Source organism: Streptomyces sp. NPDC048590 (genome assembly GCF_043199535.1).
Classification (GTDB): domain Bacteria; phylum Actinomycetota; class Actinomycetes; order Streptomycetales; family Streptomycetaceae; genus Streptomyces.
Genome location: NZ_JBICWC010000001.1, coordinates 676226 through 702795, shown reverse-complemented (window position 1 = coordinate 702795; position 26570 = coordinate 676226). Strand labels below are relative to the sequence as shown.

Genomic DNA, 26570 nt, shown 5'->3' with positions numbered 1-26570 from the left:
GTGTCCGCAACCGCTCCGCCCGGCAGCTCGAAGAGCGCCCCGAGGGTGCCCTGGTCCTCGTACACGGGTGTGTACCTGCTCCTGTTCCTGATCGGTACGGAGACCTTCCTGGTCTCCCCGCTGCTGCCGACGATCGCCGGGGACGTCGGGGTCACGGAGGCCGCGGCGGCGGTCACCGTCACCGCGTACACCCTGGTGTACGCCCTCACGGCACCGTTCCTCGGGGCGGTCTCCGACCGCTTCGGGCGGCGGCCGACGATCCTCGCGGGGACGGTGCTGTTCCTGCTCGGCAACGCGCTGGCCGCGATCGCGGGGGACCTCACGGTGCTGGTGGTCGCCCGGGTGGCGGGGGCGCTGGGAGCGGCCCTGGCAGGTCCGTCGATCTGGGCGCACATCGCCGAGACGGCCCCCGAGTCGGTGCGCGGACGGGCGGTCGGCCTGGGGATGGCCCTGTTCTCGGCCGGTCAGGTGCTCGGCGTCCCGGCGGGCAGCTTCCTGGCCGGTTGGGGCGGCTGGCGTGCCTCGTTCTGGGCCCTGACCGTGCTGTCGGTCGCCTCGGTCCCGCTGCTGCTCACCCAGATCCGGGGCGCGCGGAGCCGGAGCGACGCCCCCTCCGTGGGGTTCGGCTCGGTGTTCTCGGTGTGGCGGGACGGGGTCCTGCGGCACACGCTGATCGTCGTGTTCCTGCTCCAGGCCGCCAACCTGGGCGCGTACACCTTCCTGGGCACCGCCCTGCACGACCGTTTCGGGCTGTCCGTCGACGCGTTGGGGCTGCTCGGCATCCTGGTCGGCGCGGGAAGCGCGCTCGGTTCGCTGGCCGCCGGACGCATCGGCGACCGGGCCCGCGAGCGGGGCGCCGGGGACGCGGTGTGGATCCCGGTGTGGGCGCTGCTGCTGGGCGCGGCGGCGGCGCTCGCCGCGCTGGGAAGCCCGCAGGCCGTGGTCTACGCGGGGGTACTGGTCTGGTTCTTCGCGAGCGGCGCCTTCGGCACGGTGATCCAGACCCTGCTGATCAGCGCCCGGCCGGAGCTCGGCGCGACGTCGAGTTCCTGGAACAGCGCGACGCTCTACGCCGGCACGGCGGTCGGCGTCACCGCGGCGGGCTCCTTCGCGCACGCCGACACCGGTACGGCGGTGGTGGGCGGCGGGCTCGCGCTGGTGGCCGGACTGGTCGCGGTGCCGCTGGTGGGGCGGCTGCGGACGTCCGGGCCGCCCCAGGCGGCCGAGGTGTCCCCGAAATCCCCCGAGCCCGTGATCCGCGAGTCCCGGGATTCCCGGAAGGAGGTGTCCGCCGATGACCACGCTTGAGGCAGCCCCGGACCGGTCCGTACCCGACACGGGCCGCCGGCGGGCACCCGCCCTCGACGGTCTGCGCGCCTTCGCCGCGCTGCTGGTGATCGCCCTGCACGTCGGCATCTACAGCGGGCAGGTGGCGTCCAGCTGGCTGGGCGTCGGGGAGGGCGGACCGCTCGGGCCGGTCATCTCCCGCTTCACGGTGGGGGTTCCGATCTTCTTCGTACTGTCCGGCCTGCTGCTCTACCGCCCTTGGGCGAACGCGGCCCGTGCCGGGCTCCCCCGCCCCTCCACGGCGCGCTACCTGTGGCACCGGGCGCTGCGCATACTTCCCGCGTACTGGGCGGTCGCGCTGGCCGCCCTGCTGTGGTTCGGCCGGGACACGCTCACCGAGGCGTGGCCGGCCCTGCGCACCTTCCTGCTGCTGCACATCTATCAGCACGACCCGATACCCACCGGCATCCCGCAGACCTGGAGCCTGGCCACGGAGGTGTCCTTCTACGCCGTACTCCCCTTGCTGGCGTGGGGACTCCACCCGCTGCTGCGGCGTGGCCGCACTGGGGCGGTCCTCGGTGTCCTCGCGGTGGTGGAGGCCGTGACCCTGGCGACTGTCGTGGCCACGCACACCGCGTCGGCGGGGCCGTACCCGCTCGCCCAGCTGTGGCTCCCCGAGTACGCCGGCTACTTCGCGGCCGGGATCGCGCTCGCGGTCGTCGCCTCCGGGAAGCGGCGGCCGCCCGCGCTCGTACGGAGCCCTTGGCTGTGCTGGGGTGTCGCACTCGCCGCCTACGCGCTGGTCTCGACGCCGCTGACCGGGACCACGGCCCGCTACCCGACCGTCACCGAGGCGCTGTGGGAGCACGCGCTGTACCTGGTTGTCGCGGTGGCGCTGGTGGCACCGCTCGCCCTCTCCGACAGCGCCAACGGCCCGGCGGCGGTGCTGCGCAGGCCGCTCCCGGCCTGGCTGGGGCGGGTCTCGTACGGGCTGTTCCTGTGGCACATGGTCGTCGTCGAGGGCTGGCTGCGGGTCACGGGACAGCGGGCGGGAACGGCGGAATTCTGGGTCCTGTTCCCGGTGACCGTGGTGCTCACGACCGCACTCGCCGCCCTCACCCACCACTTGGTCGAACTCCCCACGCGGCGCCTGCGTACACGGTCCGCCGCGACCCGCGAAAGAACGGAAACACCATGACCGGTCACGGTCCCGTCCGCTGGGGCGTCAATCTCCCCCTGCCCGCCGGCGAGCTCATCGCGCACCGGGCCACCGTCGAGGCCCTTCCCGACCTGGGCTACTCCGATGTGTGGACCGGCGAGGGCGGCGGCGTCGACGCCTTCACCCCGCTGGCCGCGGCAGCCGCCTGGCAGCCCCGGCTGCGCCTGGGCACCGGTGTCGTGCCCGTGTTCACCCGCGGCCCCGGCATCCTGGCGCAGACCGCGGCGGGCCTCGCCGAACTCACCACCGGTGACGTCCTCCTGGGGGTCGGTGCCTCGGTCCCCGCGCACACCACCGCGCTCAACGGCGGTGCCCACGAACGGCCGCTGGCGCGGGTCCGGGACACCGTCCGCTTCCTGAAGCGGGCCCTCGCGGGGCACCCGGTGGGCGACGACTACGACACGCTCTCCGCGCCCGGCTTCCACCTCGGATTCGTCCCCGAGAGGCAGCCGAAGGTGCTGGTGGGAGCCTTGCGGCCGAAGATGCTCGGTGTCGCGTACGACCACGGTGACGGGGCGGTGCTCAACCTGCTGACCGCCGAGGACGTACCGCGGGTGATCGCCGCGGGCGGCGGACCGCGCCCGGGCAAGGAGACGGTGGTGAAACTCTTCGTCTGCCCGACGCGCGACGCCTCCCACGCCAGGCGGGCGGGCCGGAACTTCCTCGGCTGGATCCTCAACCAGAAGCCGTACCACGCCTTCCACGAGTGGCTCGGCCGCGGGGACCAGCTGAAGGAGTCGTACGAGCGTCATACGCTGGGCGACCGTGCGGGCGCCGCCGCCGCGCTCCCCGACGAACTGGTGGACGCCCTCTGGCTGCACGGGGACCCGGCCGCCGTGCGGGAGCGGATCCGGGCGTATCTGCGGCCCGGGGTCACGACCGTGCTGCTGTACGTGGCGAACACTCCGGAACTGCACCGTTCCCCCGATTCACTGACGGGTCTGCTGGCGGAGCTCCACGGGTGACCGGGCGGGTCGTGCTGCACTTCCACGGCGGCGGATACCGGGCCGGTTCACCGGAGGTGAGCCGGCCGCTCGCCGGGCACCTCGCCCGGCGGACCGGCGCCGCCGTCGTCGCGCCCTCGTACCGCCTGGCACCGGAGCATCCTCACCCCGCCGCCGTCGAGGACGGTCTCGCCGCCTACGAGGCGGTGCTGCGCGCGGGCACCGCGCCCGAGCGGGTGGCCCTGGTGGGCGAGTCGGCGGGCGGAGGTCTCGCACTGGCGGTGCTGCTGGCCGCGCACCGTGAGGGACTTCCGATGCCGGCGGCCGCCGCGGTCCTCTCGCCGTGGCTCGACCTGACCGTCGAGGCGGAGTCGTACACCCGGTGCGCCGCGACCGATCCGGTGCTCGGGAGGGAGGCGCTCAGGCATTCCGCCGGCCTCTACCTGGCCGGCGCCGATCCGCGAACCCCCACCGCCTCACCGCTGTTCGCCCCGGCCCCGGCGCTGGCGGCGCTGCCGCCGGTGCTGGTGCAGTCGAGTCGCGAGGAGGTACTGGCCGACGACGCGGTGCGGTTCGGGGAGCGGATGGAGGCGAGCGGCGGCAGGTGCCGGGTGGAGCTGTGGGAGGGCACGACGCACTGCTGGCAGCTGTTCGTGGACCGGCTGCCGGAGGCGGTGCGGGCCGCCGACAGTGTTGCAGCTTTCTTAAGGGAATACCTCGACTGAAGGACAAGTGGGGCGGAAGCGGACAGGGCCCTTCGAAACGCGGATATGCTGTGACCCGATCTTGTCGAATGCCGGACGACGGAGGGGGAAACGACGGTGCATTCGGACAACGAATTCGAGGAGAGCGTCCGTGAAACGGTCAACGCCAAGGAATTAGGAGCCTTTCTCCGAGCCCACCGCGAACGCCGCAGCCCGCGCGACATGGGGCTGCCCGAGACCGGCCGGCGCCGCACCCCGGGACTGAGACGCGAGGAGGTCGCCGCGCTCTCCGGGGTGGGGCTCGCCTGGTACACCTGGCTGGAGCAGGGCCGGGTCATCCCGTCCCGGAAGGTACTGGAGGCGGTGGCCAGGACACTGGGCCTGGACGCCGTGTCGTACCGGCATGTCCTCTCCCTGTCGGGCCTGTTGCCGCCCACGGCCCATGCCACCGGGCACGACGAGGTGGCCGCGCACACCCGGGCGCTGCTGGACTCCCTGGCGACCTCGCCCGCCGTCCTGCTGGACGCCCGTTTCGACATCACCGCCTGGAACACGGCGTACGCCGCGCTCTGGTCGGACCCGGCGGAGATCCCCCGCGAGCGCCGCAATCTGATGTGGTGCGTGGCGGGCGATCCGGCGATCCGCACCACGCTGGCCGACTGGGAGCCGCTCGGCCGGGCCGTGCTCGCCCAGTTCCGCGGGCAGACGGCGCGGCTCGCCACGGCGGACGTCCGGACCCGGGAGATCTACCGCATCCTGCGCGACGACTTCCCGGAGCTCTCGGGGTGGTGGGAGTGCCAGGGCGTGGGCGATCTGACGGCCCGGCAGGTCGATGTGCTGCTGCCCTGCCACGGCGAACTGCAGCTGCGGTACACGGCTTTCCGGCCGGTGGATGATCCGGAGGCGCTGATGCTGGTGCAGGCCCCGGTGAACCCGGCCGGCCACGACCTGGTGGCCCGGCTGGTCCGTGAGCACCACGGGCGCACCGCCGAGGTGGTCCGCATCCACGCTCACGGGGAACCGCTGCTGAAGAACGCCCGCAGTTCCGCGTAGGTCCGCCCGGGCGCCTCCTCGGGGAGGAAGTGCCCGCAGTCCAGGCCCTGCCCGCGTACGTCGTCCGCCCAGCGCCGCCACACCTCGAGCACGTCGTGGCGGCGTTCGGTGTGCGAGCGCCTGCCCCACAGCGCGAGGACCGGGGCGGTGATGCGGCGGCCGGCCCGCCGGTCCTCCAGGTCGTGGTCCAGGTCGGGCCCGAACATGGCCCGGTAGTCCTCGCACATGGTGTGCCGGACGGCCGGATCGCCCACCGCCGCCCGGTAGGCGTCGAGTGCCTCGGGCACGAAGAGACCGGCCGTCGAACCGAAGTAGAAGGCCTCCGGATCGGCGGCGATCATCGTCTCCGGCACCGGATGCGGCTGAGCCAGCAGGAACCAGCGCCACAGCTGCCGGGCCGTGGGGGCGTCGACGGCTGCCAGTGCGTCCGCCGTGGGCACGACGTCCAGGACGGCCAGGCGGGCCACGCTCCCGGGATGGTCCAGCGCCATCCGGTAGGCGCAGCGCGCACCGCGGTCGTGGCCGGCGACATGGAACCGGTCGTGCCCGAGCCGCCGCATGACACGCACCTGTTCGGCGGCCATGGCGCGCTTGCTGTAAGGGCTGTGGTCGCCGGTCGTGGCCGGACGCCCGCTCGCGCCGTAGCCGCGCAGATCGGTCGCGACCACGGTGAACTCCTCGGCGAGCCGGGGTGCGACGGCGTGCCACATCGCGTGGGTCTGCGGGAAGCCGTGCAGGAGCAGCAGCGGCGGGCCGTCCCCCGCGGTGCGGACGTGCACGGGCACGCCGTCCGTCTCGACGGTCAGCGTACGGAACCCCTCGAACATCCCCATGCGGCGAGGTTAATTCGCCCGGAGGAATCCAGGAATTCCACTGCGGATGCTGTTACAAGAACTCACAGGATGCCCCGTGCACCGCCTATTCGAGTCCCATTGACGCGACCGAAAACACATTCCTAGGCTGCGCAAGGAATTTCGAATCCAACGGTTTCCTTCCCGGCCGAAAGAGCTGCTCATGAAGCAGAAGTACTCGACGGACATGAGCCCGGCGGAGCGCGCCGCACTGTGGCGGCAGCGCCTCTTCGAGGCGGAGGCCGGCCTGACCCGGTACCTCACCGAGACGCGCGGCGGGCATGACATCGACGACTGGATCGCCGTACGTGCGGAGATCTACGAAGGGCTGCCAGGGCCGTCCGGTGCCGCCGCCCCCGAGGAGTGGCAGCGGGTGTTCTTCCGGGCCCAGGCGCTGATGGAACGCTTCCTCGTCTCCCGCTACGGCCACGGTGAACTCGCCGCCTGGGCACGGGCCGGCGGCGAGGTGCACCGCCATGTGGAGCCCGATCACGGGCGCGGCGCCCTGGACCCGGTACTGCGGATCGCCCGCCAGGCCGAGCTGTACGGATCGCGCTACGAGGTCACCGAGGACGGCGCCGACCGGGCTGCCCTGCGGATCACGCACTGCGCGATCTGGGACTACCGGGAGCGGGCCCGGGCCCGCGGGGTGGGTCTCACCCTCGACTCCCCCTGCGAGTACTGCGTGCACGCCATGGGCGCCAACGTCGCCGCCAAGGGCTTCAGGCCCCGTCACGAACTGACCGAGGGCCCCGAGGGACACGGCTGCCACTGGGAGGCGGAATGTGCGGCATAGCGGGCTGGATCGACTTCGGCCACGATCTGCGGGCCGAGGAGGCGACCGTACGCGCGATGACCGACAGCCTGGTCCTGCGCGGGCCGGACGCCGGCGCGGTGTGGCTCTCCGAGAACGCGGCGCTCGGCCATCGCCGGCTCGCGGTGATCGACGTAGCGGGCGGCGCGCAGCCCATGGAGATCCGCGAGGGCCACCGGCACGTGGTCGTCAGTTACAGCGGGGAGGTCTACAACTTCCCCGAGCTGCGCTCCGAACTCCGGTCACTGGGACACGCGTTCCGCACCCGCTCGGACACCGAGGTGGTCCTGAGGGCCCACATGGAGTGGGGCGAGGAGGCGGTCACCAGGCTCAACGGGATGTTCGCCTACGCCGTGTGGGACGTCGTGCGGCAGGAACTCCTGCTGGTACGCGACCGGCTGGGCGTGAAGCCGCTGTACTGGACGGTCCAGGGCGAGCGGCTGCTCTTCGGCTCCGAGCCGAAGGCCGTTCTGGCGAACCCGCTCTTCCGGGCCGAGGCCGACGCGGAGGGGCTGGCCGAACTGTTCGTGCTCCCGTCCGCGCCGACCCCGGGGCTGACCGTGTTCCGGGGGCTGCGGACCGTACGGCCGGGGCACACCGTCCGGTTCGGCCGCGGCGGTGTGCGTGAACGCCGCTACTGGGCGCTGGAGTCGCGCCCCCACGGTGACTCCCTCGACGCGACCGCCGGTCATGTGCGGGAACTGCTGACCGACATCGTGCGCCGTCAGCTGGTCAGCGACGTCCCGCTCGGGCTCCTGCTGTCGGGCGGCCTGGACTCCAGCACGCTGACCGCACTGGCGGCGGCCGGCTCACCGGACAAGGCCGCCACCTTCTCGGTGGACTTCCCGCCCGGCGAGCAGCCCGAGCGGCTCGGCGACTGGAACCGCGACGCGGACGCCCCGTACATCCGGGAGCTGGTCGACGCCCTCGGAACCGCGCACACCTCGGTCACGGTCCCCGGGGAGGAACTGCTCGCGCACCGCGACACCGGCCTTACGGCACGGGACCGGCCGGGCTGGGGCGAACCCGACGTCTCGCTGCACCTGCTCTTCCAGGGCGTACGACGCCACGTCACCGTCGCGTTGTCCGGGGAGGTCGCCGACGAGGTCTTCGGCGGCTACCCCTACTTCCAGGACGACGGCCCGCCGGACGCCTTCCCGTGGCTGCGGGGCAGGACGTCCCCGGCGAGCCTGCTCCGTCCCGAGGTCGCGGCGACCGTGCGTCCCGAGGAGTACGCGGCGCAGCGGCTGAGCGAGGCGCTGGCCGAAGTACCGCACCTGAGCGGGGAGTCGGAGGAGGACCGGCGGGCCCGGCAGATCTCGCACCTGGCGCTGACCCGCTGGCTCCCCGCACTGCTGGACCGCAAGGACCGGATGAGCATGGCGGCGAGCCTGGAGGTCCGGGTGCCGTTCGCCGACCACCGGCTCGTCGAGTACCTGTGGAACGTGCCGTGGGCGTTCAAGAACGCGGGCGGCGAACCGAAGGGGCTGCTGCGGCGGGCGGTCGGCGACCTGCTGCCGCCACGGGTGCTGCACCGCCCCAAGAGCGGGTATCCGGCGAGCTCGGCGCCCGGCTACGCGGCGGCCCTGCGGCGGCGGGCCGAGGAGCTCGTACGGCAGGACAGGCCGGTCTTCGACCTCGTGGACCGGGAGAAGGTCCGCCGGCACCTCGCCGAGGGGACCGTGCTGCCCGGGCCTCGCGCCGCGCCGCACCCCACCGGGGGGCTGGACCACCTGCTGGCGCTGGACAGCTGGCTCGACACCTACGGGGTGAGCATCCGGTGACCGTGTCCACGCAGGACTACCTGGCCGCCGCCCGGACCTTTCCGACCGGGGTGACCGTGGTCGCCACCCGCTACCGCGGCGGATTCCACGCCAAGACCGTCTCCGCCTTCACCTCGCTGTCGCTGGACCCGCTGCTGATCGGGGTGGCCATCGGCAAGGACAGCCCGATGGTGTGGGCGACCCGGGCCTCGGGGGTGCTGTCGGTGAACGTGCTGCGGCACGACCAGCGTCGGGTCGCGGAGTACTTCGCCACGCCCTCGGACCGCCGTGCGCTTCCGGCGCCAGTCGCGCTGTCCCGGGAGGGCACCGGCGCTCCCGTCCTCGGCGACTGCCTGAGCTGGTTCGACTGCCGGGTCACCGGTGTCGTACGGGGCGGCGACCACGCGCTGATCCTCGGCCGGGTCGTCGCCGTGCGCGCCGGCGGGGGCCGGCCTCTCGTGCACCAGGGCGGCGCGTACCACGCCCTCTCCCAGGAACAGGAGCTCCGCTCATGACCACCCTGTCACTCGCCTCGTCCGTCGCACCCCTCGGCGCCCTGGACGGCGACCGCTACCGCAAGAGCCTCGACGACGGGCGCAGCGTGTGGCTCGACGGCGAGGAGATCGGCAACGTCGCCGAACACCCGGCGTTCGCCGCACCGGTGGCCGAGCTGGCCAGGCTGCTCGACCTCCAGCACAGGCCCGAGCACCGCGAGGTGCTGACCGTGCGTCAGCCCGACACCGGGCTGCGCATCGGCCGCGGTTATCACCCGCCGCGCACGGCCGGGGAGTTGCGGGCCGCGCGGGCATCCGCCGAGGTGTGGCTGCGGGAGTCGCTGGGCCAGCACGGCCGTTCGCCGGCGTTCATGGCGTCGATCGCGGTCGGCCTGTTCGACTTCCGGCACCGGCTGGAGACGAACCGGCCGGGCTTCGGCGCGAACGCCGCCGCCTACCACCGGTACGCGGCCTCCCGCGACCTGCTCCTCACCCATGCCCTCGGCGACCCTCAGATCGACCGCTCGGCGAGCCCCGTCGATCACCCCGACCACGCGCTGCGGGTCCTGCGCGAGGACGACGACGGCATCGTCGTACGCGGTGCGAAGCAGCTCACCACGCTCGCTCCGTTCGCGCACGAGGTGCTGGTGTATCTGTCGGCCTCGTTCGCGCAGCGCGGCGGCGAGGAGTTCGTGGTGTGGTTCGCGCTGCCGCTGAACGCCCCGGGGCTGAGGATCCTGTGCCGGGAGCCGTTCGGCGGGGCCCCGCACGGGCACGCCCATCCGCTGGCGTCCCGGTTCGACGAGCAGGACGCGATGCTCTTCTTCGACGACGTGCGGGTGCCGTGGGACAGGGTCTTCCTGCTGCGCGACGGGGCGCTCGCCCGCGAGGGGCTGACCCGCATCAACGCCTGGAGCCAGTACATCGGGCAGGTCCGCTACCGGGAGAGGCTGCGCGCCCTGCTCGCGGTGGGCACCCTGACGGCCGAGGCGATCGGCGTGGACGGGTTCCGCAACATCCAGGAGGACCTGGGCGAGCTCGCCGGTTACGCGGAGCTTCTGGACTACTTCCTCGCGGCCGGTGAGGCGACCGCCCACACCACGGACGGCGGGTTGCACGCACCGGGCCCGACCCCGGCGGCGGCCGTGTGGGCGGCCCAGGTCTCCGGCCGGGCGGTGGAAATCGTGCGTGGCGTCGGGCAGTCCGGGATCCTCATGCAGCCCACCGAGAAGGACCTGCGCTCCCCCGAGCTCGGACCGCTCCTGGAGCGGTACATGCGCGGCAAGGACATCGACGCCGACCACAAGTCCCGCCTCTTCCGGCTGGCCTGGGAACTGACCGCGGACAGCTACGGACAGCGCCAGGACCTCTACGAGCACGTCCACCGCGGCGACCTCGCCCGCAACCGCATCAACCTGCTGCGACGCCACGACCAGACGGAGGTCCGGGCGCGCATCACCGACCTGATCTCCCAGCCGCTCTGACCCGGAGGGATTTTGATGACCGAGGACATCCTCACCCGCGCCCGCACACTCTCCGGCTACGACGACGTCAGCCGGATACGTCAGGCCCAGGACCACGAGTGGGTGCTCGACCAGGTGCCGCGGGCCCCTTCCACGGTGGCCGACCTGGGCTGCGGGACCGGCGCCCTGCTCGACGCCGCCCTGTCCCGATGGCCGGGCGTCGTGCGTACGGTCGGCATCGACGGCAACGCCGGCCGGGTACGGAGGGCGGGCGGCCGTCTCGCCGGGCGCGCCGAGCTGCTCACCGCGGACCTGCTCGAACTCCCGCCCCTGGACGACCGGTTCGACGCGGTGTTCATGACGTCGGTGCTGCACTGGCTGCACCCCGACGAGAACCGCGCCTTCGCCTGGACCTCCGCCCATCTGGCCCCCGGCGGCACCTTCGTACTGACGACCCATCACCCCGTCACGGACGCCCAGGGGTACGGCGCCGAGGACCTCGTCGCCCGCGAGGCGCTCGTGGCCCTCGGATACGACGACAGCCTCACCGGCATCGTCCCGATGGGTGTCCGCGCCCGGCCGGCCCCGACGGTCCGCGCGCTGCTGGCACGCCACTTCACCGTCGCGGCGGTCGAGGAACGGCATGTCCCGGTGCGCGCCCGGTCCGCCGGACAGTACCGGGACTTCCACGCCTCGACCTTCGGAACCTACTTCAGCCGGCTCGTCCCCGACGGCCGTCAGGAGGACTTCTTCACGGAGGTCGGCCGGGCAGCCGCCCGCCGTACGGCCGAGCACGGCGAGGTCTACGGCATCACCGTGCGCGCCTGGCGTGCCACCTCACCGGCATGACCTCCCCGCACCGCACCGACACGACCTGGACGCACCCCTGACATGCCCCGAGAACGGAGACACCCCGTGCCCACCCGCCGGTCCTTCCTGATGCTGTCCGCCGGCTCCCTGGCCGCCGCCGGACTGGCCGCCTGCTCCACGGCCCCCGGCGCCTCCTCCGGCGGCGCACCACTCGACGGGGGCACACCGCGTGACGGCGGCACCCTCACCTTCTCCACCGACGTCGAACCCGACGTCTACGACCCGCACGTCAGCCCGGCGGACATCGTGGGGGTCCTGCTGCGCAACGTCTTCGACTCGCTGGTGTCCCAGCGGCCCGACGGCACCTTCGAGCCGTGGCTGGCGAAGGAGTGGAAGGTGTCGCAGGACGGCAGGGCCTACACCTTCCTCCTGCGTGAGGACGTGGCCTTCACCGACGGCACGCCCTTCGACGCCGAGGCGGTGAAGGCCAACTTCGAGCACGTGGTGGCCCCGGCGACGAAGTCGCAGTACGCGGCGACGCTCATCGGCCCGTACGACCGCACGGAGGTCACCGGCAGCCACAGCCTCACCGTGCACCTGAAGAAGCCGTACGCCTCCTTCCTGCACGCCCTGTCCACCACCTACCTCGGCTTCCACTCCCCCAGGGCGCTGCGGGAACATCCGGGTGAGCTCGGAGCGGGCGGCCGCCACAGCGTGGGCACCGGTCCCTTCACCTTCACCTCCCGGGTCAAGGGCCAGAAGCTGGTGTTCACCCGGAACGCGGCCTACGGCTGGGCGCCGGACTCCGCGAAGAACCAGGGCCCCGCCCATCTGAAGCAGCTGGTGGTCACCTTCCTGCCGGAGAACGCCACCCGCGTCGGCTCGGTCACCTCCGGCCGGACCGATGTCGCCGACTTCCTGCCCGCCAACCGGATCGCCGCCCTGAAGAAGCAGCAGGGGCTCGGCGTCCTGAGCCATGACTCGCCGGGCGTCGTCTACCAGTACTTCCTCAACACCGACCGGGCGCCCCTCGACCAGCTCGACGCCCGGCTGGCCGTACGGGCGGCCGTGGACACCGGGGCGATCACCCGGGCGGTGTTCGCCGGGCAGTACCGGCGGGCCTGGGGGCCCCTGTCGCCGTCGACCCCCTCGTACGCGAAGTCCACCGAGGACAGCTGGGGCCACGACCCGGACAAGGCGGCCGAACTGCTGGACGGACTCGGCTGGAGCGCCCGGGACGCCGCCGGCTACCGCGTAAAGGACGGCAAGCGGTTCTCCCTGACACTGCTCTACGTGCCCGCCTTCACCAGGCCGGAGCGGCGCACCTTCGACACGGCCGTCCAGGACGCCCTGAAGAAGGCGGGGATCGAGCTGAAGCTCAAGCCTCTGGACGCCGGCAGCTACACACCCGTCCGCGACCGCGGCGACTACGACATCATCGCCTTCGCCTGGGGAGGCTCCGACCCCGATCTGCTGCGCACCGTCTTCCACTCGGGGAGTCAGCTGGCCGACGGCGGGGCCAACGGCTCGCGCCTGCGCGACGCCACGGTCGACGGCTGGCTCGACGAGGCGGGCACCACCCCCGACGCGGACCGGCGCGCGGAGCTGTACGGCAAGGTGCAGGAGCGGATCGTCGAGCAGGCGTACACCGTGCCGGCCTTCGTCGGCACCCGGCAGCTCGGTGTGCGGCGGCGGGCCCACGGCGTGGCCTTCGACGCGTCGGCGTGGCCGTTGTTCCAGGGCGCCTGGGTGGACGCCTGATGCCCGGCACCCTCCGGCTCGCCCTCAGGAGGACGGCGGCCGGGGTGTTCGTGCTGTGGGGCGCGGCCACCCTGGCCTTCGCCGCCCTGCACCTGGTACCCGGGGACGTGGTCGACACCCTGCTCGGACCGGGCACCGCCGCCACCCCCGAACTACGGGAACGCATCCGGCAGGACCACGGCCTGGACGACCCGCTGATCGTGCAGTACCTGCGCCAGATGGGACAGCTGGCCACCGGCGACCTGGGCCACTCCTACCAGCTGGGTCTGCCGGTCACCCGCGTGCTGGACGGACAGCTCGCCCCGACCGCGGAACTGGCCCTCACCGCGACCGCGTTCGCCCTGCTCGTCGCGTTCGCGGCGGCCGTGCTGAGCGCCGGCCGCGGCCGGTTCGTACGGTCGCTCGTCTCGGGCATCGAGCTGCTCGCGGTGTCCGTGCCGTCGTACTGGCTGGGCATCCTGGGCCTCACCTTCCTGTCCTACCGGTTCGGCCTGCTGCCCGCGGCGGGCGACGACGGAGCTCTCGCGCTGCTGCTGCCCGCACTGACCCTGGCCCTGCCCATCGGGGGCGTGCTCGCCCGGGTCGTTCGCCAGGAACTCGACGAGGCGTCCGGCAGGCCGTTCGCGCTGACCGTGCGGGCGCGCGGGGCCGGTGAGCGGCGTCTGCTGCTCCGCCACACCCTCCGGCACGCGGCCCTGCCGGTGGCCACGCTGTCCGGCTGGATCGTCGGCAGCCTGCTGGGCGGGGCGGTGCTGACGGAGACGGTGTTCGCCAGGCCGGGCCTGGGGCGGGTGCTGGTGACCGCCGTGACCTCGAAGGACGTGCCGGTGGTGACGGCGCTGGTGCTGCTCTCGGCGGCGGCCTTCGTGGTGGTGAACCTGCTGGTGGATCTGGCGTATCTGGTGATCGACCCGCGACTGCGGGTGGAAGGGGCCGCTGTATGAGTGCCGTCCGTGGAGGACCGGCCGGCGGAGGTGACGTATGAGCGCGATCGCCCGGCCCGCTCCGGTCGCCGCCGGGCTGGTGCTGGCCGTCTGGGCGGTGGCGGCCGCCGCCCCGGGGCTGCTCGTCTCCGCCGGCCCCGATGCCACGGATGTCCTGGTGGCGCTCCAGCCCCCCAGTGGGCCACACCCGTTCGGCACCGACGAGCTCGGCAGGGACGTCCTGTCCCGGGTGGTGCACGGAGCGCGGCTCTCGCTCGCCATCGGGCTCGGGGCGACCGCGCTGGCGGTGGCCGCCGGACTGATGGTGGGGCTGCTCGCCGCAGCGGGCGGAAAGCGCTGGGACCAGCCGCTCATGCGTGCCCAGGACGTGCTGCTGGCCTTCCCGGAGCTGCTCCTCGCACTGCTGGTGGTGACGGTCGTCGGCTCCGGCACGGCCAATGTGCTGGTGGCCATCGGGATCGCCGCGGTGCCGACGTACGCCCGGCTGGTCCGCGGGCAGGCCCTCGCCGTGATGCGCTCGGGGTACGTCGAGGCGGCCGCGGCCCTCGGGGTGCGGCGGCCGGTGATCGTCCTGCGGCATGTGCTGCCCAACGTCGCGGGGCCGCTCCTGGTGCTGGCCACGGTCGGCACGGGCACGGCGGTGATCTCCGGCTCGGCGCTCAGCTTTCTCGGGCTGGGCGCCGCGCCGCCCGCCGCGGAATGGGGGGCGATGCTCTCCGACGGGCGGGAGTTCCTCGCGACCGCGTGGTGGACGGCGACGTTCCCGGGGCTGGCGATCGTGTCGGTGGTGCTGTCGGTGACCGTTCTGGGGCGCTCGCTGCCGGGCAGCCGGAGGGAGCGGTCATGAGCCTGCTGACGGTCGAAGGACTCGACGTCCGCTTCGGTGACGTGCACGCCGTGCGGGACGTGTCGTTCACGCTGGAGCCCGGTGAGTGCCTGGCCCTGGTCGGGGAGTCGGGGTCGGGCAAGTCCACCGCGGCCCGCGCCCTGCTGGGGCTGGCCGGACCCGGTTCCCGGGTGGGCGCGCGCACCCTGCGTATCGCGGGCCGGGATGCCACCGGCTTCGCGGAACGGGACTGGCGTACGGTCCGCGGCGGCACGGTCGGACTGGTCGCGCAGGACGCCCTGGTCTCCCTGGACCCGCTGCGCCGGGTGGGCGCGGAGGTGGCCGAGTCCCTGCGACTGCACCGGACCGTCGAGCCAAACCGGGTACGCGGACGGGTCGTGGAGCTGCTGCGTGAGGCCGGTGTCCCCGAACCCGAGGCCCGAGCCGCCCAGTATCCCCATGAGTTGTCCGGGGGTCTGCGGCAACGGGCGCTGATCGCATCGGCGTTGGCGGCCAGGCCGCGGCTGCTGATCGCGGACGAGCCCACCACCGCCCTGGACGTGACCGTGCAGGCCCAGATCCTGGACCTGCTCGCCCGGGCGCGGGAGGAGGGCATGGGGCTGCTCCTCATCAGCCACGACCTCGGCGTGGTGGCCGGGGTGGCGGACCGGACGGCGGTGTTGCGCGACGGGCGGGTCGTGGAGACCGGGGCGACGGCAGGTCTGCTGTCGGCGCCCCGGCACCCCTTCACCCGTACGCTTCTTGAGGCGTCGGCGGTCCGGCCGCCCCGCCGGCCGGGACCTGTGGGCGGGCAGCTCCTCCAGGTGAAGGCCGTCTCCAGGGCCTACGGCTCCCGCGCCGCCGTCCAGGAGGTCTCGTTCAGCCTCCACGCCGGGGAGACGGTGGGGCTGGTCGGCGAGTCCGGCTCCGGGAAGTCCACGGTCGCCCGGATCGCCATGGGACTGCTGTCCCCGGACTCCGGCACGGTGACCCTGGGCGGCGGTCCCTGGTCGGAGCTCCCCGAGCGCCGCCGCCGGCCGCTGCGGCACCGCGTCCAGCTCGTCCACCAGAACCCGTACGGCACCCTCGACCCGCGCTTCACCGTGGCCCGGGTCCTCGCCGAGGCGCTGCCCCGGCACCCCGGCCGGCAGGAGCGGGCGCGGGAACTCCTCGGCCTGGTGGGACTGGACGACGGCCACCTGACCCGCTACCCGCACCAGCTCTCCGGCGGGCAGCGTCAGCGCGTCGCCATCGCGCGCGCCCTGGCTCCCGAGCCGGACGTCCTGGTCTGCGACGAACCGGTGTCCGCCCTGGACGCCTCCGTCCAGGACCAGATCCTCCGCCTGCTGGAGGACCTGCGGGAACGCCTGGGCCTCGCGATCCTCTTCATCTCCCACGACCTGGGGGTGATCCGGCGGATCAGCGACCGGGTGCTGGTGATGAAGGACGCCCGGGTGGTGGAGGAAGGAGCGGCGTCGAGTGTGCTGTCCGCTCCCCGGCACCCCTACACCAGGGCGCTGCTGGCCGCTGTTCCGCACCTGCCCGGGCCGGTGGCGGCGGCGCACGAGGCGGCACCGTGACCCCGCCCGGACCTGCGCCGGCCGGGGCCCCTCACGGAAGGACGACGTCCCGGCCCGGGCCGCCCTCGGCGGTGTCCTGCCCGGGGCCGCCGCCGATCAGGTCGTCGCCGCCCTCGCCGTGCAGGGTGTCCGCGCCGGGACCGCCGAGCAGGACGTCGCCGCCGTCACCGCCCATGACGTGGTCGTCGTCCTGCCCGGCGTACACGAGGTCCGCACCGCCGTACGCCTCGATCATGTCGTCGCCCCGGCCGCCCCACAGCCGCTGGTCGCCGTCGTCACCCATCAGGTGGTCCATGCCGTCACCGCCGTCCAGGACCACACGTCCCATGACCATGTCGTCCCCCGCGTCCCCTCGCACGGTGTGCGCGGTGTGGGCGTGCAGGGTGTCGTCGCCGGGGCCGCCGCTGACGGTGGCCACCCCGGGGTCGCTGGTGGCGATCTCGTCGTCGCCGTCGCCGAGGAAGAGGTCGATCCGGTCCGCGGCCGAGCCGCCGGTGGGCAGTTCGCAGACGACGTAGGTGTCGGATCCGGGTTCGAGGTACGCGCAGTGCTCCCCGGGTTCGAGCGGGACGGAGTCGCGGAAGCCGATCCGCCGTACCCCGTCGCCCTCGTCCATGGGCACCACGTGCAGGTCGTTGGCCTGCCCTTCGGCGGCGGTGAAGGTGATCGACCGCGTCGCCCAGTCGGCTCCGACGCGTGCCTTCGCGGCGTCCGCGGCGGGGGCCGCGGCCGCCGGGGCGGCGGCGAGACCGGTGACGAGCAGGGTCACGGCGGCCGCGCGGGCAGCGGCCTGGTGTCGGTTCATGGGGACCTCGTCTCGACGGGGCGGCCCGATGGGGGCGACCGGGTCCGGCAGGGTGGTGTGTTCGGCGGCGCGCGGAGGAGCGGATGTCCGGCGCGGCCCGCCCCCGCCCGCGAGTACCGGGCGGGGGCGGGCCGATACGACGTCAGCTCACATCGACGTCCACACAGGCGTAGAAGGCGTTGGCGGTGTCCGCGATGTTCCACACGGCCAGGACCTTCTGCTTGCCTGACAGACCGCCGAAGTCCACCTGGTGGGTGACGGTCGCGCCGGGCTTGGCACCTCCGTCGTCGAACTCCGCGATCTTCTGGCCGTTCGCGTAGTACTGCCAGGTGCTGGTGGCGTGCTGCGCCGTCAGCTTCCAGTTGAAGCTGGTCGTCCGGCCGACCGGGGTGACCTTCCAGCCCTTGCTGTCGTCGTCGAGCTCGGCGAAGCCCGCGTTCCCTCCGCTGCAGCTGGTCAGCCCCTTGGGGCCTTCCACGCTCTGCGGCTCGTAGGTGATGGCACCGCACGAGACCTCGCCGGAGGCGCACTGGGCCTGGCGACTGGGCGGTGAGGAGATGTAGCCGTGCGCGCTCGCGCTCCCTGCGGGCAGGCACACGGCCAGGAGCGGGGCGATTCCCGCACCGATGGCTACGGCCAGCGTCTTCCTGCTCTTCATGACAACTCCTTCGTGGGGGTCGGCACCTGCCCGCCGCGAACGACGAGCAGGCGTGAGCATGTCAAGAAGCACTTCGCATGGCAGCGTGGGGTTGCCACGGAAGGCGCTTGAAGCGTAGCCCTCTTGGTCTAGACCAGGCCAGGGCCTCCACCGGATCGTCACACTCACGTGCACGACCGGTCACAACTGCCGCCTCCAGGACGTCAGATGCCCGCCGGCGGCAGGAGTCCGGCAGCGCGGCCCAGTGCTTTCGCGTGCTGTTCGAGGTCGGGCGCCCCACCGCGATCGGACGGCATCGACGCCATCAGCGCCAGCCGGTCCCGCCAGCTGTCGCCGGTCAGCGGCACCGCCACCGCGTTCATCCCGCGCACCGACTCACCGGCACTCACCGCGCGGCCGTGACGTCGTACGCGCTCGAGTTCGACGAGCAGCCCGGTCCGGGTCCGCAGGGTCTGCCCGGTGACGCCCTCCAGCTCCTCCTGCGGGTAGAGGGCGCAGACCTGTTCGTCGGTCAGCCGGGAGAGCAGCACCTTGCCGGCCGCGGTGGCGTGCGCGGGGTGGGCGCGGCCGACGTCCAGCACCGCGCGTACCGGGTGGGGCGACTCGCGGCCGTCCGTGACGATGATCCGGTCGCCGATGAGGGCGGCGGTACTGATCGTCTCCCCCGTGGCCTCCGCCGCCGCGGCGAGGACCGGCCGGAGGCGGATCGCGGTGCCGGGGTCGTACCCGGCCGGCCTGCCCAGGGTGACCAGCTCCGGCCCGGCGCAGTAGCCGCGCCCCGACGCGTCCCGGGAGGCGAAACCACGCGCCTCCAGGGTGCTGAGCACCCGGTGGGCGGTGGAGCGGGCCACCTTCAGCTCCCTGGCGGCATCGGTGACCGACAGGGTGTCGTGGGCGAGGAAGAGGCTCATCAGGCGAAGCCCGGTGTCCAGCGACTCGATGACGTAGCTCTTGCCGGCGCTCACGGTGTCCTCCCGGGGGTCGAGGCTGACGGATCCGGACGCCCGACACGCTGAACCCCGTCCGCCGCCATGATCCCCGAACCGCACCCCGGCGGTACCGCGAACGGCCACGAGCCCGGAGCCGGGGGCTCGGGCCGTCGCGTCGGCCCCTGCGACCGCTCCTCACGGGAGGCGCGGCGGCATGCCCCTTCTTGTCGTCCAGCGCAACCTCGACCTCTTCCGGAACCACCTCGCCCGCCACGACTCCGCCGAAGACATCACGCGCGCTCCTCTCGCCGCCAAGCCGTCCCGGCTGGTCGACCTGATCCGCATGGCGGTGTACGACCTCGACCAGGCTCTAACGGGCCAGGCACCAACTGTCGCCTGAGCAATAACATTCCGTATGTCTATCGGGAACGATCGTGCCATTCCCGACGACGACATGGGGCGGCTGCACAAGGTGGGCTTCGCCCAGGAATTCGACATGCGCGGTAGCAGCAGCACCTACACCCAGGATCTGAACAGAGGCTCAGCCCCCGGAGTGACACCGGCGGACCCTGGGCGCGAAGGGTCACGCGGGGACGTCTCGCGCGGCAACGAGGAGAACCGGTGAACAACGGACCTGCCCTGCGGCCACGGCTGCTCGCAGCCCTCGGGGCCGCCCTGCTGCTCACCTCCTGTTCGAGTGCAGGCGGGGATGATCACCGGACGACGGACGGGCGCGCCTCGCACTGGGGAAAGGGCATGGGCGCCCCGGAGGCATCGGCGTTCATGAAGGTGGCGGTGCCCGAGAGCGCGACGGAGGTGAAGGGCGCCGTGCAGATCAATCCGCAGGAGGACATCTACCTGCTCTCCTTCGTGACCGACGAGAGGACCGCGGTGCGGGTAGCGGAGGACCTGCGTCCCGAGAAGCCCTTGCGCGCCAGGAACCAGGATCTTCCGTCCCCCACAGAACTCTTCGGACACCTCGGCCTCGCCGAGCCCCAGAGCGAGAAGGGCGTCCGCTGGGCCGGGGTCTGCCCGCCCTGCGTCGGGGATGGCCGTCGGAGCGAGGTCCAGTGGATCGAGATCCACGTACTCGAACTGGACGCCGACAGGACCCGGGTGTACGTGCAGGCGTTCTGACCGCCCGCGCGAGGCCTGCGCCGCCTCAGAGCCTGGGACTTGGCGGCCGGCTCACGTGGAGCTTCCTGGTCTTCGCAAGCGGGGACAAGCAGCCCCTACTGCACATGCTGACCACAAGCATCCAGTGCTGTTCGGACCCCGTCGACCGCCGGAAAGCGTGCCGCGATGAGCATTCTCAGATCGACCAGCAGCCGTGGGAACGTCCTCAACGGTCCCACATGCGCCAGGGCCACAAAAGACCAGCTCACAGCCGTGCAAGATCCATCTTGAAGGATCGAAGCCTCACGTTCGCCGCACAGAGAACGTCCCCGAAAGACCGAAAGACACGTTTCCCCAGGCAAGAACGATTCTGCCTGGGGAAGCTCGGTGGGGCGGGTGGGACTCGAACCCATAGTGGTGACGCGTCTCACCTGCGGAAACGTCACAGAGGGGACATTCATATCCTGGTGCGTCCCGCTCCGTCCTCCTCGATCCCCGTCAACCACGGTGTCGTGCGGTACGTACCGCACGGCTACGGGGCCCCACACTGCCCACAGCAGGAGGCGGCCCACCCGGCACACGCGCTGCGAGACCGCCAACCCCACGGCTCCCCGTTGTGCATGCTGCCGACTTCGATACAGCCTTCCCCTTGCTCGGCACGGTCACGCTCTGCTACGAGCAGAGTCGGCCGAGGTGTCGTGCCAGAGAGCAGGAGACCAGGCCCACACATAGTTCCGCGGTCTCCTGATGGTCGACCCGGTCCTTGTGCGTCGCAGCTGTCCGCCGCGGCCCCTCGCGTCTCGCTCGACGTCATGGTGGCGCTCTTCCGGATCAGGCTTGGGCACGCTTTCCCCCGGGCCACTCCACACAGCGCGGCCGCAATCCCAGCAGCAGACCGCAGACCGGATCCTGACTCGGCAGACGTAAGCACCAGGACCTCACCGCCCCTTCGACGTCCCACCGCTAACCGTGCACGAGGTCGTCAGCATCCCTCCGCTGCCGTATCACTCACAGCCACACCCTCTGCGGAGAATGTGACACGGAAGGCTCGGCAGTCGGAGACTTCGCCGCCACCGACCGCAGACGAGTGGGTTCCGTGGATCAGCGCCCGGATGGTCACAGTGTTCGGGGCACGCACCGTGTCACGGACACCGGCCTGAGATATCCGGAGCGCCTGACGTATCTCTTCGTCCGTCAGGTCCCCGTCCCATGCGGCGGCGCGTAGTCGGTCTCGCGCGTCAGCGACGGACGTGTTGAGTTGATCGAGAGCTCTCTGCTCTGCGCTTGCACGCTGGTGGACGAGTCCCCCTACAAGGGCGCCGAGCAGGCAGAGCGCTCCGACGAGAGCGATGAGGCATCCGCCGGACAGGGAGATGCGGCGCATCTTCCTGTCCGGCAACATGTCGCGTTGGCTGGGCACTGGAATCTTGTCAACTTCCCGTGTAGCCAATGTCCTTGAGGCGTTCGCTCATGACCGTAGCGTATTCGGTCGTGCCCGACGCCTTCGGATGGAAGGACTCACGGCTCAAGCAGGTGGTCGACAACCACAAGCAGAGCTGGCCGGTCTCACAGCGAGACGCAGGCGGAGCCTCCCCCTGCGTGGTGGACACGCTGATATTGGATCTGCTTGATCTGGAGGAAGCGAGAAGACCGCCGATGGCGATGAAGGACTACTCGGACGAGTTCAGGGCCGATGCCGTGGCCTTGTTCGAGTCCACACCCAGGGCGACGTACAAGAGCATCGCCGCCGACCTGGGAATTAACAGGAACACCCTGCGGACCTGGGTGCTGCGGGATCGCGAACGCCGAGGATTCGGCCCGGGCGTGGCCCGGAACGCAAGGGCAGCGGTCCGGGCCACGCAGGCGATGACGGCCGCGGAGCCTGACGAGCGGATCCGGCAGCTGGAGGCCCGGGTCGCCGAGCTCGAGGCCAGCGAGCGGAAACTGGCGACCGAGCGGGACATACTCCGCAAGGCGGCCAAGTATTTCGCCGGCGAGACGAACTGGTGAGCCGCTTCGAGTTCGTCCACGACCACCGTCGTTCCAGTCGATGAGCATGCGGCGCAGCTCGTCGCCGGGCACCAGCCGCATCTCGGACAGCGGCCGCCCCGGTCTGTCGACCACGTCCTCCACCAGAGTGCGGAACGCCTCGGCTATCCGCTCGACGGCCGCCGCGTCGAACGCGGCGGGGTCGTGGTCGACGCACACCTCGAGGCCGCCGTCCACTTCGGCGAACCGGAGCACCACGTCGGCGACGGCGAACTCACCGGGCAGCGTCGTGGCACCCACCACGTCACAGACCCCGTCGAGGAGGCTGTCGATCGGGAGCCTGCCGTCGACGGTCGCGCGCAGGACGACCGGCGCGCCGTCGTCATTGGTGGACCGCCCGCGGACGGTCGCGGTCACCTCGTCCTGACCCGCGTAGACTGCGGACAGCACCTGGCCGACGGCGGCCAGCGCACCGAACAGCGTGCCGTCGGCTGCTTCCGCGAGTCGCCGCAGACCCGACGTGAGCGCGCTGTCGAGCGTGAACCGGTGCGTCGCCGTGGCCTCGGCGAGCGCCACCGCCCGTGGACGGTCCGTGGGAAAGCGGGTCAACGCCTGGTCGACGACCGGGTCCGATACCGGTCCTGCTCCCGGAACCCCCTCGTGTGTCACGTGGCCTCCCTCTACGGTCTGGGCGTCACTTCCACAGCGGAAGCCGTGCCGGCCGCCAAGTCTTGCCAACGGGACACGTCCCAGCTACGCACTTGAGCGAAGGGCGAAACAGGGCGGTCAGCAGGCGAGGTGAGTCCGGGGACCGCAGCAGCGCCGATCATGCCGGGACCAGCCCGGATCCGGTCACAGCTCGGTCCCGGGGAGGCGATGGCGCCGCCGGATTCCCGGCGGCGCCATCGCTTGCTCCCGCGGTATCAGCGTCCCGTCGGCCGGATCACTCACGCCCGCCGATCGCGTCGACCGGAGCGGGCCGCATGGCGTACTTGGTGGCCATCGCGATCGAACCCCAGGAGAGCGCGACGGTGAGCGCCACGATCGCGATGAGGCCGAAGGGGGAAATACTGGGAACGGGCGACTTCGCCAGCGAGTTGCTGATGCCGACGAGCGGCGGGATCGTCGCCAGCAGACCGAACAGCAGCGCCGAGAAGATCACGATCCTGGCCTCGCCGTTCATCATCGCGCGGACCTGCTGACGGCCGGCGCCGATGAGTTGCAGCATGGCGAACTCACGCACCCGCGCCGCCGTCGCCATCACCAGAGTGTTCACGACGGCGATGGCGATGTAGCCGAGAAGCAGGGTCTGGAACAGGAGGTTGAGCGCCCAGTCGCCCGAACTGCCGGACCCGGGCGCGTTCTGGAATGCCTCCCGGTCGCCCACCTCGACCGTCGGGTAGCGCTCGACGGTCTTCCGCAGCGCGCCCTCGAGCGACTGTGCATCGGTTCCGTCCTCGGCCCTGATCAGTACCGCGCTGTTGACCTGCGATGTCGTGTGCGCGACGACGAGGTCGTTGGGGAGGGTGACGTCCCCGAAGCCCAGGCCCCTCTCGTAGATCGCCACCACCCGTGGCTCGATCACCGTGCCGTCGCCGAGCCGCAGGTCGACCGTCTCCCCGCGGTGCGCCCGGACGGTCTCCGCGACAACCCTGCTCAGCGCCACCGTCCCGTCCCTCAGCTTCGCGATGTCACCCTCGATCACCTCGAGGTCCATGGTGTCGGAGAGCCGTTCGGGCACGACACCCTGGGCGGCGAAGACCTTGGTCGCGGTGCTGTCCTCGGACGGAAACGTCAACAGCACCCGCATCCGCGCGACCGGCGTCACCACGGCGACCCCGGGCGCGCCGCGCACGGCGTCCACGGCCTGCGGGGACACTCCGGCGCCGGACGACGCGGTCAGCACGCGGTCGGCCCGGAGGCCATCCTCGAACTGCTCCTGCGACGCCGCGATCGTCGTGGAAGCTCCGAACACCTGCACGGCGGCCAGCGTCACTCCCATGGCCAGCGGCGTGGCGGCCGTACTGAGCCGCCGTACACTGGCCCGCGCGTTGGCTTGGGCGAGGAAACCGTGCGCCTTGGACTGCCGGTTCAGGACCGAGCCGAACAGCAGGATGGCGCCTCTGAGCAGCAAGGGCCCGACGCACCCGAGCGCCACGACGAACAACAGGACCGCGGCCGCCGCGGTGTCGGCCACCGAGTCGCCCGAGACCGCGACATCGCTCACGGTCAGCAGCAGGCCGAGCGGGATGAGCAGGAACCCGATGGTCAACCGGACCCAGCCGAGCTTCTTGGGCTCGATGGCGGCGTCCCCGAGCGCCTCGACCGGGCTGGTCTTGGCCACCCGGCGTGCAACCAGCCACCCGCCGAGGCGGGCACTGACCATACAGAGCACCAGCGAGGCGAGGAAGGGCAGCCACCCGACTTCCATCTGGAAGTCCGGCGGCATCGCGTCGGCGAAGATAAACACGCCGCGCATCACGAAGGCGAGCAGGATGCCGGGGATCGCACCGACCAGGGCACCCGCCAACGACACCAGGGTCATCTCGGCGCCGATCATCCAGTGGATCTGCTTGGGCGTCGCGCCGATGGCGCGCAGCAGGGCCAGTTCACGCCTGCGCTGCTGCACCGACAGCCCGAGAGTGGTCGCCACCACGAACACCACGATCAGCACCATGGTTCCGCCGAACGACGCCGACGACTCGACCACTAGGCTGCGGGCATCGCCCACGTCCAGGAACTCCACGTCGCCGCGTTCGGTGCCGGTGCGTGCCACCACATGCGGTACGGCGGCCGAGATCCGCTCGGCCAGCGCCTCCGGGGTGACACCGGGTTCGGCGCGCACACCGATGGCGTCCACCCGGCCCGGACGGCCCGACAGTTCGGTCGCCCGGTCATCGGTGAAGAACACCGCGGACTGCCGGTCCAGCCCGCCCTTCGGCGGGCCGGCGATGCCCACCACACGGTAGGCCGAGGGGATCGAGCCGACCACGATCCGTACCTTCGAGCCGACCGACAGGTCCGCGCGCCCGGCGAGGTCCTCGTCGAGTACGACTTCGTCGGGCGCGGAGGGCGCACTTCCCTCACGGACCGAGAATGGCCCGAGCGACGCGCCGGACCAGCCGTGCCCGAACACCGGGAACCCGTCCGGGCCGCCCGTCTCCTCGCCGTCCGGGTTCAGCACGCTGACGTCGATGTCGACATCGCCGAGGGCGGACTTGACACCGGGCACGGCGGCCACGGCGTCGACCTTCTCGGCGGGCAGGGTGACACGCTCGCTGTAGCGGACCTCGGCGCTCTCGTCCAGCCAGTACGACTGCTCCCCGCCGATGGCGACCGCCGTGCCCGAGTACCGCTCAGGCACCACACCGGTGTTGAGCCCGGACATCAGCAGGATCCCGCAGGCGGTGATCACCGCCGAGCCCGCGGCGATCGCGACGAAGGAGCCGATGAACCCCCCCTTGCGCCCCTTGATCGTGCTCCACGCGAGCGACAGGTCCTTGCGGTACGGCACCACGAGGCGGACCAGTCGTCGAATGAGGCGGATCACCACTCGCCCAGGTGCGTCATGCGCGACGCGACCTGCTCCGATGTGGGGCTTCGCATCTCGCCGGCAAGCCTGCCGTCGGCCAGGAACACCACCGAGTCGGCGTACGAGGCGGCGACCGGGTCGTGGGTGACCATCAGCACCGTCTGCCCCATGTTGTCCACGACGTGTCGCAACAGTTCCAGGACCTGTTTGCTGGACCGGGAGTCCAGCGCTCCGGTCGGCTCGTCCGCGACCACGACGTCGGGCCGGGTGATCAGCGCGCGGGCGACCGCGACTCGCTGCTGCTGACCGCCGGAGAGCTCGCTCGGATGCCGCTTGAGGTGCTCACCGAGGCCGACCGCGGTGAGTACCTCGCGCAGGAACGCACGGTCGGTCTTCCGGTCCGCGAGGCGCAGCGGAAGCGAGACGTTCTCCTCGACGGTCAGTGATGACAGCAAATTGTAGGCCTGGAAGATGAAGCCGATCCGCTCCCGGCGCACCTCGGTGAGCTGGATCTCGTCGAGGTTCGACAACTCGACGTCACCCAGCCAGACCCTTCCGGAAGTTGGCCGGTCCAAGCCTGCCGCGCAATTGAGAAATGTGCTCTTACCCGAACCGGACGGTCCCATTACGGCGGTGAAGGTGCCGCGCCGCAGTTCGATGCTCACGGCATCCAGCGCCTGCACCGGGCTCTTGGCCGATCCATACACCTTGGATACCGAATCTAATCGAATCGACCAGTCAACTGGTATGGCGCTACGCGCAGTTCGAAACATGGCAGGAGCCTACCCAGGCAGCGCCGCCACCTGCCAACCTCCCCCGTCATGGGGGCAGTCGAAACCGCCAGAACAAGACATCGACAATTCAGGGATCGCGGAATCCCCACACGAATCTCATGAGAGTTCGAAGGACATCCGGAGACAGGCCACTATTCGAACCGTTCGAACCGCCTTCCGAACTCCGGAATCCTGCCGACGCCTCCGGGCGGAGAACCGGCAGCCCTCCTCGGCGAGGAGCCGCCGGCGTCGGGC

Annotated in this window: 25 protein-coding genes; 19 read left to right on the top strand and 6 right to left on the bottom strand. The window is 71.8% G+C overall.

Annotated features, from left to right (window positions below; genetic code table 11):
* The 5 genes from ACGFNN_RS02945 (at nucleotide 1) to ACGFNN_RS02925 (ending at nucleotide 5207) form a co-directional block, all read left to right on the top strand.
* On the top strand, nucleotides 1–1308 hold the full coding sequence (locus tag ACGFNN_RS02945; protein ID WP_393552204.1) for an MFS transporter: 1308 nt from the start codon (nucleotides 1–3) through the stop codon (nucleotides 1306–1308).
* The gene (locus ACGFNN_RS02940) at nucleotides 1295–2485 is read left to right on the top strand and encodes an acyltransferase family protein (protein ID WP_393552202.1); all 1191 of its coding nucleotides are present in this window, start codon (nucleotides 1295–1297) and stop codon (nucleotides 2483–2485) included. Before ACGFNN_RS02945 ends, ACGFNN_RS02940 begins: the two co-directional genes overlap by 14 nt.
* The gene (locus ACGFNN_RS02935) at nucleotides 2482–3471 is read left to right on the top strand and encodes an LLM class F420-dependent oxidoreductase (RefSeq protein WP_393552200.1); all 990 of its coding nucleotides are present in this window, start codon (nucleotides 2482–2484) and stop codon (nucleotides 3469–3471) included. The genes ACGFNN_RS02940 and ACGFNN_RS02935 overlap by 4 nt, the downstream gene beginning before the upstream one ends.
* Nucleotides 3468–4175 (top strand): alpha/beta hydrolase fold domain-containing protein, encoded by a 708-nt coding sequence (locus tag ACGFNN_RS02930; protein ID WP_393552198.1) that lies wholly within the window; start codon nucleotides 3468–3470, stop codon nucleotides 4173–4175. The genes ACGFNN_RS02935 and ACGFNN_RS02930 overlap by 4 nt, the downstream gene beginning before the upstream one ends.
* Nucleotides 4176–4271: 96 nt before the next feature.
* Nucleotides 4272–5207: a helix-turn-helix domain-containing protein gene (locus ACGFNN_RS02925; protein ID WP_393552197.1), complete on the top strand. Its 936-nt coding sequence runs from the start codon at nucleotides 4272–4274 to the stop codon at nucleotides 5205–5207.
* On the opposite strand, the gene ACGFNN_RS02920 is transcribed toward ACGFNN_RS02925, so the two are convergent.
* On the bottom strand, nucleotides 5165–6040 hold the full coding sequence (locus ACGFNN_RS02920; protein ID WP_393552195.1) for an alpha/beta fold hydrolase: 876 nt from the start codon (nucleotides 6038–6040) through the stop codon (nucleotides 5165–5167). The genes ACGFNN_RS02925 and ACGFNN_RS02920 overlap by 43 nt on opposite strands.
* 181 nt (nucleotides 6041–6221) lie before the next feature.
* On the opposite strand from ACGFNN_RS02920, the gene ACGFNN_RS02915 reads away from it, so the two are divergent.
* The 9 genes from ACGFNN_RS02915 to ACGFNN_RS02875 all read left to right on the top strand — a co-directional run bounded on the left by ACGFNN_RS02915 (nucleotide 6222) and on the right by ACGFNN_RS02875 (nucleotide 16513).
* Entirely contained in the window at nucleotides 6222–6854 is a 633-nt protein-coding gene (locus ACGFNN_RS02915; protein ID WP_362673058.1) for a hypothetical protein, read from the top strand.
* Entirely contained in the window at nucleotides 6842–8656 is a 1815-nt protein-coding gene (gene asnB / locus ACGFNN_RS02910; RefSeq protein ID WP_393552193.1) for an asparagine synthase (glutamine-hydrolyzing), read from the top strand. Before ACGFNN_RS02915 ends, asnB begins: the two co-directional genes overlap by 13 nt.
* Nucleotides 8653–9150 (top strand): flavin reductase family protein, encoded by a 498-nt coding sequence (locus ACGFNN_RS02905; RefSeq protein ID WP_393552191.1) that lies wholly within the window; start codon nucleotides 8653–8655, stop codon nucleotides 9148–9150. Before asnB ends, ACGFNN_RS02905 begins: the two co-directional genes overlap by 4 nt.
* Nucleotides 9147–10613 carry a 4-hydroxyphenylacetate 3-hydroxylase family protein gene (locus tag ACGFNN_RS02900; protein WP_393552190.1) on the top strand — a complete coding sequence of 489 codons (1467 nt, stop codon included), beginning with the start codon at nucleotides 9147–9149 and terminating at the stop codon, nucleotides 10611–10613. Before ACGFNN_RS02905 ends, ACGFNN_RS02900 begins: the two co-directional genes overlap by 4 nt.
* Nucleotides 10614–10628: 15 nt before the next feature.
* Nucleotides 10629–11441, top strand: coding sequence for a class I SAM-dependent methyltransferase (locus ACGFNN_RS02895; RefSeq protein WP_393552188.1), 813 nt, complete (start codon nucleotides 10629–10631; stop codon nucleotides 11439–11441).
* Between the two features lie 66 nt (nucleotides 11442–11507).
* Nucleotides 11508–13163, top strand: coding sequence for an ABC transporter substrate-binding protein (locus ACGFNN_RS02890; protein WP_393552186.1), 1656 nt, complete (start codon nucleotides 11508–11510; stop codon nucleotides 13161–13163).
* Nucleotides 13163–14107 carry an ABC transporter permease gene (locus ACGFNN_RS02885; protein ID WP_393552185.1) on the top strand — a complete coding sequence of 315 codons (945 nt, stop codon included), beginning with the start codon at nucleotides 13163–13165 and terminating at the stop codon, nucleotides 14105–14107. Before ACGFNN_RS02890 ends, ACGFNN_RS02885 begins: the two co-directional genes overlap by 1 nt.
* 37 nt (nucleotides 14108–14144) lie before the next feature.
* The gene (locus tag ACGFNN_RS02880; protein WP_393552183.1) at nucleotides 14145–14954 is read left to right on the top strand and encodes an ABC transporter permease; all 810 of its coding nucleotides are present in this window, start codon (nucleotides 14145–14147) and stop codon (nucleotides 14952–14954) included.
* On the top strand, nucleotides 14951–16513 hold the full coding sequence (locus tag ACGFNN_RS02875; protein ID WP_393552181.1) for a dipeptide ABC transporter ATP-binding protein: 1563 nt from the start codon (nucleotides 14951–14953) through the stop codon (nucleotides 16511–16513). Before ACGFNN_RS02880 ends, ACGFNN_RS02875 begins: the two co-directional genes overlap by 4 nt.
* 31 nt (nucleotides 16514–16544) lie before the next feature.
* Here ACGFNN_RS02875 and ACGFNN_RS02870 read toward each other — a convergent pair whose 3' ends face one another.
* From ACGFNN_RS02870 to ACGFNN_RS02860, 3 genes are all read right to left on the bottom strand, one after another.
* Nucleotides 16545–17318: a calcium-binding protein gene (locus tag ACGFNN_RS02870; protein WP_393552179.1), complete on the bottom strand. Its 774-nt coding sequence runs from the start codon at nucleotides 17316–17318 to the stop codon at nucleotides 16545–16547.
* 142 nt (nucleotides 17319–17460) lie between these two features.
* The gene (locus tag ACGFNN_RS02865) at nucleotides 17461–17976 is read right to left on the bottom strand and encodes a lytic polysaccharide monooxygenase auxiliary activity family 9 protein (RefSeq protein WP_362544369.1); all 516 of its coding nucleotides are present in this window, start codon (nucleotides 17974–17976) and stop codon (nucleotides 17461–17463) included.
* 203 nt (nucleotides 17977–18179) lie between these two features.
* Entirely contained in the window at nucleotides 18180–18941 is a 762-nt protein-coding gene (locus ACGFNN_RS02860; RefSeq protein ID WP_393552177.1) for an IclR family transcriptional regulator, read from the bottom strand.
* A gap of 178 nt (nucleotides 18942–19119) precedes the next feature.
* Between ACGFNN_RS02860 and ACGFNN_RS02855 the strand changes: the two genes are divergently transcribed.
* The 5 genes from ACGFNN_RS02855 (at nucleotide 19120) to ACGFNN_RS02835 (ending at nucleotide 22775) form a co-directional block, all read left to right on the top strand.
* The gene (locus tag ACGFNN_RS02855) at nucleotides 19120–19305 is read left to right on the top strand and encodes a hypothetical protein (RefSeq protein WP_393552175.1); all 186 of its coding nucleotides are present in this window, start codon (nucleotides 19120–19122) and stop codon (nucleotides 19303–19305) included.
* A 15-nt stretch (nucleotides 19306–19320) separates the two neighbouring features.
* Nucleotides 19321–19530 carry a hypothetical protein gene (locus ACGFNN_RS02850; protein WP_393552173.1) on the top strand — a complete coding sequence of 70 codons (210 nt, stop codon included), beginning with the start codon at nucleotides 19321–19323 and terminating at the stop codon, nucleotides 19528–19530.
* On the top strand, nucleotides 19527–20042 hold the full coding sequence (locus ACGFNN_RS02845) for a hypothetical protein (RefSeq protein ID WP_393552172.1): 516 nt from the start codon (nucleotides 19527–19529) through the stop codon (nucleotides 20040–20042). The genes ACGFNN_RS02850 and ACGFNN_RS02845 overlap by 4 nt, the downstream gene beginning before the upstream one ends.
* A 1428-nt stretch (nucleotides 20043–21470) precedes the next feature.
* The gene (locus tag ACGFNN_RS02840; protein ID WP_393552170.1) at nucleotides 21471–22031 is read left to right on the top strand and encodes a transposase; all 561 of its coding nucleotides are present in this window, start codon (nucleotides 21471–21473) and stop codon (nucleotides 22029–22031) included.
* Between the two features lie 183 nt (nucleotides 22032–22214).
* The gene (locus tag ACGFNN_RS02835; RefSeq protein ID WP_393552168.1) at nucleotides 22215–22775 is read left to right on the top strand and encodes a hypothetical protein; all 561 of its coding nucleotides are present in this window, start codon (nucleotides 22215–22217) and stop codon (nucleotides 22773–22775) included.
* 178 nt (nucleotides 22776–22953) lie between these two features.
* On the opposite strand, the gene ACGFNN_RS02830 is transcribed toward ACGFNN_RS02835, so the two are convergent.
* Complete coding sequence (locus tag ACGFNN_RS02830) at nucleotides 22954–25560, bottom strand: ABC transporter permease (protein WP_393552167.1); 2607 nt, start codon at nucleotides 25558–25560, stop codon at nucleotides 22954–22956.
* The gene (locus ACGFNN_RS02825) at nucleotides 25557–26315 is read right to left on the bottom strand and encodes an ABC transporter ATP-binding protein (RefSeq protein WP_393552165.1); all 759 of its coding nucleotides are present in this window, start codon (nucleotides 26313–26315) and stop codon (nucleotides 25557–25559) included. Before ACGFNN_RS02825 ends, ACGFNN_RS02830 begins: the two co-directional genes overlap by 4 nt.
* Between the last annotated feature and the right edge of the window lie 255 nt (nucleotides 26316–26570).

Excerpts from the sequence above, each read along its gene's own strand:
- ACGFNN_RS02895 (WP_393552188.1), top strand. The coding sequence starts at position 10,629 with ATGACCGAGGACATCCTCACCCGCGCCCGCACACTCTCCGGCTACGAC.
- ACGFNN_RS02900 (WP_393552190.1), top strand. The coding sequence starts at position 9,147 with ATGACCACCCTGTCACTCGCCTCGTCCGTCGCACCCCTCGGCGCCCTG.
- ACGFNN_RS02880 (WP_393552183.1), top strand. The coding sequence starts at position 14,145 with ATGAGCGCGATCGCCCGGCCCGCTCCGGTCGCCGCCGGGCTGGTGCTG.
- ACGFNN_RS02865 (WP_362544369.1), bottom strand. The coding sequence starts at position 17,976 with ATGAAGAGCAGGAAGACGCTGGCCGTAGCCATCGGTGCGGGAATCGCC.
- ACGFNN_RS02915 (WP_362673058.1), top strand. The coding sequence starts at position 6,222 with ATGAAGCAGAAGTACTCGACGGACATGAGCCCGGCGGAGCGCGCCGCA.
- ACGFNN_RS02935 (WP_393552200.1), top strand. The coding sequence starts at position 2,482 with ATGACCGGTCACGGTCCCGTCCGCTGGGGCGTCAATCTCCCCCTGCCC.
- ACGFNN_RS02840 (WP_393552170.1), top strand. The coding sequence starts at position 21,471 with ATGTCCTTGAGGCGTTCGCTCATGACCGTAGCGTATTCGGTCGTGCCC.
- ACGFNN_RS02875 (WP_393552181.1), top strand. The coding sequence starts at position 14,951 with ATGAGCCTGCTGACGGTCGAAGGACTCGACGTCCGCTTCGGTGACGTG.
- ACGFNN_RS02855 (WP_393552175.1), top strand. The coding sequence starts at position 19,120 with ATGCCCCTTCTTGTCGTCCAGCGCAACCTCGACCTCTTCCGGAACCAC.
- ACGFNN_RS02825 (WP_393552165.1), bottom strand. The coding sequence starts at position 26,315 with ATGTTTCGAACTGCGCGTAGCGCCATACCAGTTGACTGGTCGATTCGA.
- ACGFNN_RS02885 (WP_393552185.1), top strand. The coding sequence starts at position 13,163 with ATGCCCGGCACCCTCCGGCTCGCCCTCAGGAGGACGGCGGCCGGGGTG.
- ACGFNN_RS02920 (WP_393552195.1), bottom strand. The coding sequence starts at position 6,040 with ATGGGGATGTTCGAGGGGTTCCGTACGCTGACCGTCGAGACGGACGGC.
- asnB (WP_393552193.1), top strand. The coding sequence starts at position 6,842 with ATGTGCGGCATAGCGGGCTGGATCGACTTCGGCCACGATCTGCGGGCC.
- ACGFNN_RS02940 (WP_393552202.1), top strand. The coding sequence starts at position 1,295 with ATGACCACGCTTGAGGCAGCCCCGGACCGGTCCGTACCCGACACGGGC.
- ACGFNN_RS02870 (WP_393552179.1), bottom strand. The coding sequence starts at position 17,318 with ATGAACCGACACCAGGCCGCTGCCCGCGCGGCCGCCGTGACCCTGCTC.
- ACGFNN_RS02850 (WP_393552173.1), top strand. The coding sequence starts at position 19,321 with ATGTCTATCGGGAACGATCGTGCCATTCCCGACGACGACATGGGGCGG.